Below are 12,121 nucleotides of genomic sequence, written 5' to 3' on the forward strand. Positions count from 1 at the left end.
AGCGGAGACGATCATGAAACTCGAGTTTTCAATTTATCGCTACAATCCTGAAGTCGACGCCGCGCCGCGCATGCAGGATTACACGCTGGAATCGGAAGACGGCCGCGACATGATGCTGCTGGACGCGCTTATCCGTCTGAAAGAGAAAGATCCGACGCTGGCGTTTCGTCGCTCCTGCCGTGAAGGCGTGTGCGGCTCCGACGGCCTCAATATGAACGGCAAAAACGGCCTGGCGTGCATCACGCCGGTGTCGGCGCTGGGCAACGGCACGAAGAAGATCGTTATTCGTCCGCTGCCGGGTCTGCCGGTGGTTCGCGACCTGGTCGTGGATATGGGGCAATTCTACGCGCAGTATGAGAAGATTAAGCCTTACCTGTTGAATAACGGAGAGAATCCGCCGGCGCGCGAACATCTGCAGTCGCCTGGCGAGCGCGAGCATCTGGATGGTTTGTACGAGTGTATTCTCTGCGCCTGCTGCTCGACCTCCTGTCCGTCGTTCTGGTGGAATCCGGACAAGTTCGTCGGTCCTGCGGGTCTGCTGGCCGCGTATCGCTTCATCATCGACAGTCGCGACACCGAAAGTGAAGCGCGTCTGGACAATCTGAGTGACGCTTTCAGCGTTTTCCGCTGTCACAGCATTATGAACTGTGTGAGCGTGTGTCCGAAAGGGCTGAACCCGACGCGCGCCATCGGCCATATCAAGTCGATGCTGCTGCAGCGGGGCGCGTAAAACAGTATCCGTCCGGGAACCTCAGGTTCCCGGCGTTTTACGGAAGCCTTGCTAAGCGCGGCGACGCCACGCTTAGCAAGGTTCCCTTACGGGCAGGGCGCGTGTGAGCGCACAGGCTCGTATCGCTGAACTCACTACGGCAAACCGCGAAAGCGGCAACAAATGAAACCTCAAAAAAGCATAGTAATGCTTAAGGGATCACAATGCAGAACAGCGCGATGAAGCCCTGGCTGGACTCCTCCTGGCTGGCCGGCGCGAACCAGTCTTACATAGAGCAACTCTATGAGGATTTCCTGACCGATCCGGACTCTGTCGATGCAGTGTGGCGCACGATGTTCCAACAGCTGCCGGGCACCGGCGTGAAACCTGAACAGTTTCACTCCACCACGCGCGAATACTTTCGTCGCCTGGCGAAAGATGCATCTCGTTACACCTCCACCGTCTCCGATCCGGCCGCCAATTCAAAGCAGGTTAAAGTCCTGCAGCTGATTAACGCCTTCCGTTTTCGCGGCCATCAGCATGCGAATCTCGACCCGCTTGGCCTGTGGAAGCAGGATCGCGTCGCTGACCTCGATCCCGCTTTTCACGATCTGACCGACGCCGATTTTCAGGAAAGCTTTAACGTAGGCTCTTTCGCTATCGGCAAAGAGACCATGAAGCTGGCCGACCTCTTCGACGCGCTGCAGCAGACCTATTGCGGTTCTATCGGCGCAGAGTACATGCACATCAACAACACCGAAGAGAAGCGCTGGATCCAGCAGCGTCTTGAATCGGCGGCGGGCCGTGCAGCTTTTAGCAGCGAAGAGAAAAAAGGTTTCCTGAAAGAGCTGACCGCAGCGGAAGGGCTGGAAAAATACCTGGGCGCGAAATTCCCGGGCGCGAAACGCTTCTCGCTGGAGGGCGGCGACGCGCTGATCCCGATGCTGCGTGAAATGATCCGCCATGCGGGCAAGAGCGGCACGCGCGAAGTGGTGCTGGGTATGGCGCACCGCGGTCGCCTTAACGTGCTGATCAACGTGCTGGGCAAAAAGCCGCAGGATCTCTTCGACGAGTTCTCCGGCAAGCATAAAGATCACCTCGGCACCGGCGACGTGAAATACCATATGGGCTTCTCGTCTGACGTAGAGACCGAAGGCGGCCTGGTGCATCTGGCGCTGGCGTTCAACCCGTCGCATCTGGAAATCGTCAGCCCGGTCGTCATGGGCTCGGTGCGCGCGCGTCTCGATCGTCTCGATTCGCCGGGCAGCAACCAGGTTCTGCCGATCACCATCCACGGCGACGCCGCGGTTATCGGCCAGGGCGTGGTGCAGGAAACCCTGAACATGTCTCAGGCGCGCGGCTATGAAGTCGGCGGCACCGTCCGTATCGTGATCAACAACCAGGTGGGCTTTACCACCTCCAACCCGCGCGACGCCCGTTCGACGCCGTACTGTACCGATATCGGTAAAATGGTGCTGGCGCCGATCTTCCACGTCAACGCGGACGATCCGGAAGCGGTGGCCTTTGTCACGCGTCTGGCGCTCGACTATCGCAACACCTTCAAGCGCGACGTCTTTATCGATCTGGTTTGCTACCGTCGTCACGGCCATAACGAGGCCGACGAGCCGAGTGCGACCCAGCCGCTGATGTATCAGAAGATCAAAAAGCATCCGACGCCGCGTAAGCTCTATGCCGATCGTCTGGCGGCGGAAGGCTCTGCCAGCGCGGAAGATGCGACCGAGATGGTCAATCTCTATCGCGACGCGCTGGACGCGGGCGAATGCGTGGTAGCCGAATGGCGTCCGATGAGCCTGCACTCCTTTACCTGGTCGCCTTACCTCAACCATGAGTGGGATGAGAGCTACCCGGCCACCGTCGAACCGAAACGTCTGCAGGAGCTGGCGCGCCGCATCAGCCAGATCCCTGACGCGGTCGAAGTGCAGGCGCGCGTGGCGAAAATCTACAACGACCGTAAAGAGATGGCCGAAGGCAACAAGCCCTTCGACTGGGGCGGCGCCGAGAACCTGGCCTACGCCACGCTGGTGGATGAGGGCATTCCGGTGCGTCTCTCCGGCGAGGACTCTGGTCGCGGCACCTTCTTCCACCGTCATGCGGTGATCCACAACCAGGCTAACGGCTCGACCTACACGCCGCTGCACCATATCCATAATGGACAGGGTCAGTTCAAGGTGTGGGATTCCGTGCTGTCGGAAGAGGCGGTACTGGCGTTCGAATATGGCTACGCCACCGCAGAGCCGCGCACCCTGACCATCTGGGAAGCGCAGTTCGGCGACTTCGCCAACGGCGCGCAGGTGGTGATCGACCAGTTCATCAGCTCCGGCGAGCAGAAGTGGGGTCGTATGTGCGGCCTGGTGATGCTGCTGCCGCACGGCTACGAAGGCCAGGGCCCGGAACACTCCTCCGCGCGTCTGGAGCGTTACCTGCAACTCTGCGCCGAGCAGAACATGCAGGTGTGCGTGCCCTCTACGCCGGCGCAGGTTTACCACATGCTGCGTCGTCAGGCGCTGCGCGGTATGCGCCGTCCGCTGATCGTCATGTCGCCGAAATCGCTGCTGCGTCATCCGCTGGCGATCTCGTCGCTGGACGAGCTGGCCAACGGCAGCTTCCAGCCGGCCATCGGCGAAATCGACGCGCTCGATCCGCAGCAGGTGAAACGCGTGGTGCTCTGCTCCGGCAAGGTCTACTACGATCTGCTTGAGCAGCGCCGCAAAAACGAGCAGACCGATGTCGCCATCGTGCGCATCGAGCAGCTCTATCCGTTCCCGCATAAAGCGGTGCAGGAAGCGTTAAAAGATTATGCCCATGTGCAGGATTTCGTCTGGTGTCAGGAAGAGCCGCTGAATCAGGGCGCATGGTATTGTAGCCAGCATCACTTCCGCGAAGTGGTTCCGTTTGGCGCGTCGCTGCGCTATGCGGGCCGTCCGGCCTCCGCTTCGCCGGCCGTGGGCTATATGTCCGTACATCAACAACAGCAGCAAGACCTGGTTAATGACGCGCTGAACCTTGGTTAATTTAAAAGGAAAGATAATGAGTAGCGTAGATATTCTCGTTCCCGACCTGCCTGAATCCGTTGCCGATGCCACCGTGGCAACCTGGCACAAAAAACCAGGCGATGCGGTAAGCCGCGACGAAGTGCTGGTAGAGATCGAAACAGACAAAGTGGTACTGGAAGTGCCGGCCCAGGCTGACGGCGTGCTTGAAGCCGTGCTGGAAGATGAAGGCGCGACCGTCACGTCGCGTCAGATTCTGGGTCGCCTGAAAGAGGGCAACAGCGCTGGCAAAGAGACCAGCGCCAAAGCCGAAGCCAACGAGTCCACGCCGGCGCAGCGCCAGACCGCGTCGCTGGAAGAAGAGAGCAACGATGCGCTGAGCCCGGCCATTCGTCGCCTGATCGCCGAACACGATCTCGACGCGACGCAGATTAAAGGCAGCGGCGTTGGCGGTCGTATTACGCGCGAAGATGTGGAAAAGCATCTGGCGAATAAACCTGCCGCGGCCAAAGCCGCGCCGGCCGCCGCTGAAGCTGCGCCGCAGCCAGCCGTCGCCAACCGCAGCGAAAAACGCGTGCCGATGACCCGTCTGCGCAAGCGCGTGGCCGAGCGTCTGCTGGAAGCGAAGAACAGCACCGCCATGCTGACCACCTTCAACGAAGTGAACATGAAGCCGATCATGGATCTGCGCAAGCAGTACGGCGACTCCTTCGAGAAGCGTCACGGCGTGCGTCTGGGCTTTATGTCCTTCTACCTCAAGGCTGTGGTGGAAGCGCTGAAGCGTTTCCCGGAAGTAAACGCCTCAATCGACGGCGAAGATGTGGTGTATCACAACTACTTCGACGTCAGCATCGCTGTCTCCACGCCGCGCGGCCTGGTGACGCCGGTGCTGAAAGATGTCGACGCGCTGAGCATGGCGGACATCGAGAAGAAAATCAAAGAGCTGGCGGTGAAAGGCCGTGACGGCAAGCTGACGGTCGACGAACTGACCGGCGGCAACTTCACCATCACCAACGGCGGCGTTTTCGGCTCGCTGATGTCGACGCCGATCATCAACCCGCCGCAGAGCGCCATCCTGGGCATGCACGCCATCAAAGATCGTCCGATGGCGGTCAATGGTCAGGTCGTGGTGCTGCCGATGATGTATCTGGCACTCTCCTACGATCACCGCTTGATCGATGGCCGTGAATCGGTCAGCTATCTGGTGGCGGTGAAAGAGCTGCTGGAAGATCCGGCGCGTCTGCTGCTGGACGTCTGATTTTTGCCGGGCGCGCCGACGAAACGCGCGCCCAACCTTATTACTCTTTTCAGACCTGAATGGATAGAACATCATGAACTTACACGAATACCAGGCGAAACAGCTGTTTGCACGGTATGGTATGCCGGCACCCACCGGTTACGCCTGCACTACGCCACGCGAAGCAGAAGAAGCGGCCTCTAAAATTGGTGCTGGCCCGTGGGTAGTGAAATGTCAGGTTCATGCCGGCGGACGCGGTAAAGCGGGCGGCGTGAAAGTGGTTAACAGCAAGGAAGAGATTCGCGCTTTCGCTGAACACTGGCTGGGCAAACGCCTGGTGACCTATCAAACTGACGCCGACGGCCAGCCGGTAAACCAGATCCTGGTTGAAGCGGCGACCGACATCGATCAGGAACTCTATCTGGGCGCGGTGGTTGACCGTGCGACCCGTCGCGTGGTCTTTATGGCCTCGACCGAAGGCGGCGTTGAGATTGAGAAAGTGGCGGAAGAGACCCCGCACCTGATCCACAAAATGGCGCTCGATCCGCTGACCGGTCCGCAGCCTTATCAGGGCCGCGAGCTGGCGTTCAAACTCGGCCTGACCGGCAAGCAGGTCAGCCAGTTCACGAAAATCTTTATGGGCCTGGCGACGCTGTTCCTGGAGCGCGACCTGGCGCTGGTTGAGATCAACCCGCTGGTGATCACTAAGCAGGGCGATCTGGTCTGCCTCGACGGCAAGCTGGGCGTGGACGGCAATGCGCTGTTCCGTCAGCCGGAGCTGCGCGAAATGCGCGACCCGAGCCAGGAAGACCCGCGCGAAGCGCACGCTACGCAGTGGGAACTGAACTACGTGGCGCTGGAAGGCAATATCGGCTGTATGGTCAACGGCGCAGGTCTGGCGATGGGCACCATGGACATCGTTAAGCACCACGGCGGCCAGCCGGCTAACTTCCTCGATGTGGGCGGCGGCGCGACCAAAGAGCGCGTTACCGAAGCCTTTAAAATCATCCTTTCCGACGACGCGGTAAAAGCGGTATTCGTTAACATCTTCGGCGGCATCGTGCGCTGCGACCTGATTGCCGACGGCATCATCGGCGCGGTAGCGGAAGTCGGCGTCAACGTGCCGGTCGTGGTGCGTCTGGAAGGAAACAACGCTGAGCTGGGCGCACAGAAACTGGCGGACAGCGGACTGAATATCATTGCAGCAACCAGCCTGACAGATGCGGCACAGCGCGTCGTTGCGGCTGCGGAGGGGAAATAATGTCTATTCTGATCGACAAAAACACTAAAGTGATTTGCCAGGGTTTTACTGGCGGTCAGGGTACCTTCCACTCTGAGCAGGCGCTGGCTTACGGCACGCAGCTGGTTGGCGGCGTGACGCCGGGCAAAGGCGGCACCACCCATCTCGGCCTGCCGGTGTTCAACACCGTGCGCGAAGCGGTAGAAGCCACCGGCGCGACGGCGACCGTGATCTACGTTCCGGCGCCGTTCTGTAAAGACGGCATTCTGGAAGCGATTGATGCAGGCATCAAGCTGATCATCACCATCACCGAAGGCATTCCGACGCTGGATATGCTGACGATTAAAGTGAAGCTGGATGAAGCGGGCGTGCGCATGATCGGCCCGAACTGTCCGGGCGTGATCACCCCAGGCGAATGCAAAATCGGCATCATGCCGGGTCACATCCATCAGCCAGGCCGCGTCGGCATCGTGTCGCGCTCGGGCACCCTGACCTATGAAGCGGTGAAGCAGACCACGGACATCGGCTACGGCCAGTCGACCTGCGTCGGCATCGGCGGCGACCCGATCCCGGGCTCCAACTTCATCGACATCCTGAAAATGTTCCAGGATGACCCGCAGACCGAAGCGATCGTGATGATTGGCGAAATCGGCGGCAGCGCGGAAGAAGAGGCGGCGGCGTTCATTAAAGAGCACGTCACTAAACCGGTTGTTGGCTATATCGCGGGCGTTACCGCGCCGAAAGGCAAGCGTATGGGCCATGCGGGCGCCATCATCGCCGGCGGCAAAGGCACGGCGGACGAGAAGTTCGCGGCGCTGGAAGCGGCAGGCGTGAAAACCGTGCGCAGCCTCGCGGATATCGGCGACGCGGTGAAAGCGGTGCTGCCGGCTAAATAAGCGCGCATGCATCAGCTATCAGGCCACCCTTCGGGGTGGCTTTTTTTTGCCTGTAGAGAGAGTAGGGCGCGGAAAACGCTTCTTCGGACGCGGGCAGCGAGAGGCGTAACGGGCGGGAAGCCGTAGGTTCTTTTTAAGGTGGAAAGTTAAAAATTAAAATTAAAGGTAATGCTTTTCTAAATTACGCCAATTATCAGTGACAACTAATTAACAATCTTCCCAAGGCTACATATCTGGAAATTAAAAGCGTTAATCCAGATCAATAAATCTCGATATTTAACAAACTTTACCGCTGGCAAAGCGTAAGCCAACCGGTTTTAATTGCGCTGCATCAATTCAGTCGTTTCCAATAACATCCAGGAGATTGCGCCAGGTCGCGCTAAATCAATGCCGCCGGCTTTTCTCGCTCGCCTGCCTGAAATCAACTGAATGATGCTTTTCGGGGAAGTTTCACCACTGTTACTCGCTCACGTCGGGCCGCGGATGCGTCTTATCTGTCGGTAACAAAAAGCTGGAATTAATAATCAGTCGTTCCTGAATCTTATTCTCTGCGTCAATGCCAGTTGTTCGCCGTTGTTATTCGCAGAGTAAGGTCATGCGAGGAGCAAGGAGTCATTATGCTAGATATCGTCGAGCTGTCGCGTTTACAGTTTGCCTTAACGGCGATGTACCATTTCCTGTTTGTCCCGCTTACGCTCGGTATGGCGTTTTTGCTGGCGATCATGGAAACGGTCTACGTCCTGAGCGGCAAACAGATCTATAAAGATATGACCAAATTCTGGGGCAAGTTATTCGGCATTAACTTTGCGCTGGGCGTGGCTACCGGACTGACCATGGAGTTTCAGTTCGGCACCAACTGGTCTTATTACTCTCACTACGTCGGCGACATCTTCGGTGCGCCGCTCGCCATCGAAGGGCTGATGGCGTTCTTCCTGGAATCCACCTTCGTCGGGCTCTTTTTCTTCGGCTGGGATCGCCTGAGCAAAAAGCAGCATCTGGCGGTCACCTGGCTGGTGGCGCTGGGTTCTAACCTGTCGGCGCTCTGGATCCTGGTGGCGAACGGCTGGATGCAGAATCCTATCGCCTCCGCGTTCAACTACGAAACCATGCGAATGGAGATGCTGAGCTTCTCCGAACTGGTGCTCAATCCGGTGGCGCAGGTGAAGTTCGTGCATACCGTGGCAGCGGGCTACACCACCGGCGCCATGTTTATTCTCGGCATCAGCGCCTGGTATCTGCTTAAGGGACGCGACGTCGCCTTTGCGAAACGTTCGTTCGCCATCGCCGCCAGCTTCGGCATGGCGGCGGTGCTGTCAGTTATCGTGCTGGGTGACGAGTCGGGCTACGAAATGGGCGACGTGCAGAAAACCAAGCTCGCCGCTATTGAAGCCGAATGGGATACCCAGCCCGCGCCAGCGGCCTTCACGCTGTTCGGCCTGCCGGATCAGGAGAAGCAGGAAAACGCCGCGGCGGTGCAGATCCCTGGCCTGCTTGGCCTGATTGCCACGCGATCTGTCGATACGCCGGTCACCGGCCTGAAAGATCTGATGGCGCAGCATGAGGTGCGCATCCGCAACGGCATGAAAGCCTACGCGCTGCTGAATCAGCTGCGCAGCGGCAGCGAAGATCCGGCGGTGCGCGAGGCCTTCGACCAGAGCAAACAGGATCTGGGCTACGGCCTGCTGCTGAAACGCTATACCCCGAACGTGGCGGATGCCACCGAGGCGCAAATCAGTCAGGCGGTGAAAGACTCTATTCCGCGCGTGGCGCCGCTCTATTTCGCCTTCCGCATTATGGTGCTGGCGGGCGTGCTGCTGCTGGGCATTATCACCTTCTCGTTCTGGAGCGTGATCCGCAACCGCGTCGGCAAGCATCGCTGGCTGCTGAAAGCGGCGCTCTACGGCATACCGCTGCCATGGATCGCGGTCGAGGCGGGCTGGTTCGTCGCCGAATATGGTCGCCAGCCGTGGGCGATCGGCGAAGTGCTGCCGACCTCGGTGGCCAACTCGTCGCTGACCGTGGGCGATCTGCTCTTCTCCATGCTGCTGATCTGCGGTCTGTACACGCTGTTCCTCGTGGCGGAGATGTATCTGATGTTTAAATTCGCGCGCCTCGGGCCGAGCAGCCTGAAAACTGGACGCTATCACCATGAGCAGGTCGCGGCGACGGCTGAGCCGGTACGCGGTTAAGGAGAGCAACCATGTTTGATTATGAAGTTTTGCGCTTTGTCTGGTGGCTGCTGATCGGCATTCTGCTGGTGGGCTTCGCCGTAGCGGACGGCTTTGATATGGGCGTCGGCATGCTGACGCGGCTGATGGGGCGTAACGACACCGAACGCCGCATTATGATCAACAGCATCGCGCCGCACTGGGACGGCAACCAGGTCTGGCTGATCACCGCAGGCGGGGCGCTGTTCGCCGCCTGGCCGATGGTGTATGCCGCCGCCTTCTCCGGCTTCTATGTGGCGATGATTCTGGTGCTGGCGTCGCTCTTTTTTCGTCCGGTAGGTTTCGATTATCGTTCTAAAATTGAAGATATGCGCTGGCGGGGCATGTGGGACTGGGGCGTCTTTATCGGCAGCTTCGTGCCGCCGCTGGTGATTGGCGTCGCGTTCGGCAATCTGCTGCAGGGCGTGCCGTTCCGCGCGGATGAATTTTTGCGCCTCGATTACACCGGCAACTTCTTCCAGCTGCTCAATCCGTTCGGGCTGCTGGCGGGCGCGATCAGCGTCGCGATGATCCTGACGCAGGGCGCGACCTACTTGCAGATGCGCACCGCAGGGGAGCTGCATCTGCGTTCGCGCGCGGTGGCGCAGGTAGCGGCGCTGGTGATGATGGTCTGCTTCGTGCTGGCGGGCGTCTGGGTGAAATATGGCATCGACGGCTACGTCATTACTAGCGCCATCGATCACCACGCCGCGTCGAATCCGCTGGGCAAAACCGTGGTGCGCGAGGCGGGCGCCTGGCTGGCGAACTTTAACCATATGCCGGCGCTGTGGCTCTTTCCGCTGCTCGGCGTGGTGCTGCCGCTGCTGACGGTCATTTTCTCGCGCTGCGAGAAGGGCGGCTGGGCATTCGTCAGCTCGTCGCTGACGCTGGCGTGCGTCATTATGACCGCCGGCATTGCGCTGTTTCCCTTTATCATGCCGTCGAGCATCGAACCCGGCATGAGTCTGACGATGTGGGATGCCACCTCGAGCCAGCGCACGCTGACGGTGATGACTTTCGCCGCCATTATTTTCGTTCCGATTATCCTGCTCTACACCAGCTGGTGCTACTACAAGATGTTCGGGCGGATTACAAAAGAACATATTGAGCGCAATACGCACTCTCTCTACTGATTAAGGAGACGACGCATGTGGTATTTTGCCTGGATTCTCGGCACCCTGCTGGCCTGCGCTTTCGGCATCATCACCGCGCTGGCGCTTGAGCACGTTGAAGATAGCGCTGCACAGGACGAGCGCGCCTGATGCGTAAACTGATTCGGACGTCATACCGTCTGATGAACAAAGGGCCTTTGCGGGCCCTTTCGCTCATCCTGGCGCTGATTGTCGCGGGCTGTTTATTCTGGGATCCCTCGCGCTACGCCGCGCACACCAGCACGCTCTCAGTCTGGCAGGGCATCCTGGTTATCTGGGCGGTCTGTGCCGGGGTGATCCACGGCGTAGGCTTCCATCCGCGCCGCACGCGCTGGCAGGCGCTCTTCTCGCCGGCGGTGGCCCTGATCGTTCTGCTGTTGGCGCTCTACTGGTTCTGGCGCTGACGCGCAATGTCCGCCGCTGGGCGTGGGGTATTGTCAGCGGCAGGTCAAGAAATCTACTGAAAATCCTTCTGATTGTTACCTTCCGATAATTATTTTCTCCTGGCTCTGGCATCCCATTCCCAACCCCAAATCTCTTGCGTATAGTAGCAACGTTTAAAAACGAGACCGGGATGTAGAGTGAGTACAACGCTGTTTCGCTGGCCGGTTCGGGTCTATTACGAAGACACCGATGCTGGTGGCGTGGTTTACCATGCCAGCTATATCGCTTTTTATGAACGAGCACGTACCGAAATGCTGCGTCAGCGCCATTTCAATCAGCAAACGCTGCTGGAACAGCAGGTTTCTTTTGTGGTGCGGCGCATGACGGTGGACTATGTTGCGGCGGCGCGTCTTGACGACCTTCTGGAGATCCAGAGCGAAGTCACCGCCATGACGCGCGCAACCATGACATTTTCCCAGCGTATCGTGAATGCAGAAGGCAGAGTCCTGAATGAAGCAGAAGTCCTGATTGCCTGCATTAACCCACATCTTATGAAGCCGATTGCGCTTCCCAAGTCTATTGTCGCGGAGTTCAAGCAGTGACTGACATGAACGTTCTTGATTTGTTCCTGAAGGCGAGCCTTCTGGTCAAACTTATCATGTTGATTTTGATCGGCTTTTCCATTGCCTCATGGGCCATCATTATTCAGCGCACCCGAATTTTGAACGCGGCGGGACGCGAGGCGGAAGCTTTTGAAGATAAATTCTGGTCCGGCATCGAGCTGTCGCGTCTCTATCAGGAGAGCCAGGGACGCCGCGAAGAGCTGAGCGGTTCAGAGCAGATCTTCTACGCCGGCTTTAAAGAGTTCGCCCGTCTGCACCGCGCCAACAGCCACGCGCCTGAAGCGGTGGTAGAAGGCGCCAGCCGCGCGATGCGCATCTCGATGAACCGCGAGCTGGAAACGCTGGAAAACCACATTCCTTTCCTCGGCACCGTCGGCTCTATCAGCCCCTACATCGGCCTGTTCGGCACCGTATGGGGCATCATGCACGCCTTTATCGCGCTGGGCGCGGTCAAGCAGGCGACGCTGCAGATGGTTGCGCCGGGCATCGCCGAGGCGCTGATCGCCACCGCGATCGGCCTGTTCGCCGCGATTCCGGCGGTTATGGCCTATAACCGACTGAACCAGCGCGTCAACAAGCTGGAGCAGGGCTACGATAACTTTATGGAAGAGTTCACGGCCATCCTGCACCGTCAGGCCTTCTCCAGCGACAGCGCGAAGTAAG

The 12,121-nt window shown here is 58.9% G+C and carries 11 protein-coding genes; all 11 read left to right on the top strand.

Annotated features, from left to right (window positions below):
- Positions 1 to 13: 13 nt before the first annotated feature.
- The 11 genes from B3229_RS16250 (at position 14) to tolQ (ending at position 12,120) form a co-directional block, all read left to right on the top strand.
- On the top strand, positions 14 to 730 hold the full coding sequence (locus B3229_RS16250) for a succinate dehydrogenase iron-sulfur subunit (RefSeq protein ID WP_048786915.1): 717 nt from the start codon (positions 14 to 16) through the stop codon (positions 728 to 730).
- Between the two features lie 203 nt (positions 731 to 933).
- Positions 934 to 3,741: a 2-oxoglutarate dehydrogenase E1 component gene (gene sucA / locus B3229_RS16255; RefSeq protein WP_033751706.1), complete on the top strand. Its 2,808-nt coding sequence runs from the start codon at positions 934 to 936 to the stop codon at positions 3,739 to 3,741.
- Between the two features lie 16 nt (positions 3,742 to 3,757).
- Positions 3,758 to 4,978 carry a 2-oxoglutarate dehydrogenase complex dihydrolipoyllysine-residue succinyltransferase gene (gene odhB / locus B3229_RS16260; protein ID WP_048786914.1) on the top strand — a complete coding sequence of 407 codons (1,221 nt, stop codon included), beginning with the start codon at positions 3,758 to 3,760 and terminating at the stop codon, positions 4,976 to 4,978.
- A 73-nt stretch (positions 4,979 to 5,051) separates the two neighbouring features.
- Positions 5,052 to 6,218, top strand: coding sequence for an ADP-forming succinate--CoA ligase subunit beta (sucC, locus tag B3229_RS16265; protein WP_033751700.1), 1,167 nt, complete (start codon positions 5,052 to 5,054; stop codon positions 6,216 to 6,218).
- Complete coding sequence (gene sucD, locus B3229_RS16270) at positions 6,218 to 7,093, top strand: succinate--CoA ligase subunit alpha (RefSeq protein ID WP_033751698.1); 876 nt, start codon at positions 6,218 to 6,220, stop codon at positions 7,091 to 7,093. Before sucC ends, sucD begins: the two co-directional genes overlap by 1 nt.
- A gap of 617 nt (positions 7,094 to 7,710) precedes the next feature.
- On the top strand, positions 7,711 to 9,282 hold the full coding sequence (gene cydA / locus B3229_RS16275; RefSeq protein WP_286872445.1) for a cytochrome ubiquinol oxidase subunit I: 1,572 nt from the start codon (positions 7,711 to 7,713) through the stop codon (positions 9,280 to 9,282).
- Between the two features lie 11 nt (positions 9,283 to 9,293).
- Complete coding sequence (cydB, locus tag B3229_RS16280) at positions 9,294 to 10,433, top strand: cytochrome d ubiquinol oxidase subunit II (protein WP_277269121.1); 1,140 nt, start codon at positions 9,294 to 9,296, stop codon at positions 10,431 to 10,433.
- Positions 10,434 to 10,448: 15 nt separating this feature from the next.
- Positions 10,449 to 10,562, top strand: a complete 114-nt coding sequence (cydX, locus tag B3229_RS16285; RefSeq protein ID WP_065426323.1) for a cytochrome bd-I oxidase subunit CydX — start codon at positions 10,449 to 10,451, stop codon at positions 10,560 to 10,562.
- The gene (ybgE, locus tag B3229_RS16290) at positions 10,562 to 10,855 is read left to right on the top strand and encodes a cyd operon protein YbgE (protein ID WP_277269123.1); all 294 of its coding nucleotides are present in this window, start codon (positions 10,562 to 10,564) and stop codon (positions 10,853 to 10,855) included. The genes cydX and ybgE overlap by 1 nt, the downstream gene beginning before the upstream one ends.
- 177 nt (positions 10,856 to 11,032) lie before the next feature.
- Positions 11,033 to 11,437 (top strand): tol-pal system-associated acyl-CoA thioesterase, encoded by a 405-nt coding sequence (gene ybgC, locus B3229_RS16295; RefSeq protein ID WP_033751687.1) that lies wholly within the window; start codon positions 11,033 to 11,035, stop codon positions 11,435 to 11,437.
- The gene (tolQ, locus tag B3229_RS16300) at positions 11,434 to 12,120 is read left to right on the top strand and encodes a Tol-Pal system protein TolQ (RefSeq protein WP_033751685.1); all 687 of its coding nucleotides are present in this window, start codon (positions 11,434 to 11,436) and stop codon (positions 12,118 to 12,120) included. Before ybgC ends, tolQ begins: the two co-directional genes overlap by 4 nt.
- The last annotated feature ends 1 nt before the right edge of the window (position 12,121 follow it).

The sequence above is a fragment of the Pantoea sp. UBA5035 genome, from assembly GCF_002415245.1.
Lineage (GTDB): Bacteria > Pseudomonadota > Gammaproteobacteria > Enterobacterales > Enterobacteriaceae > Pantoea > Pantoea septica.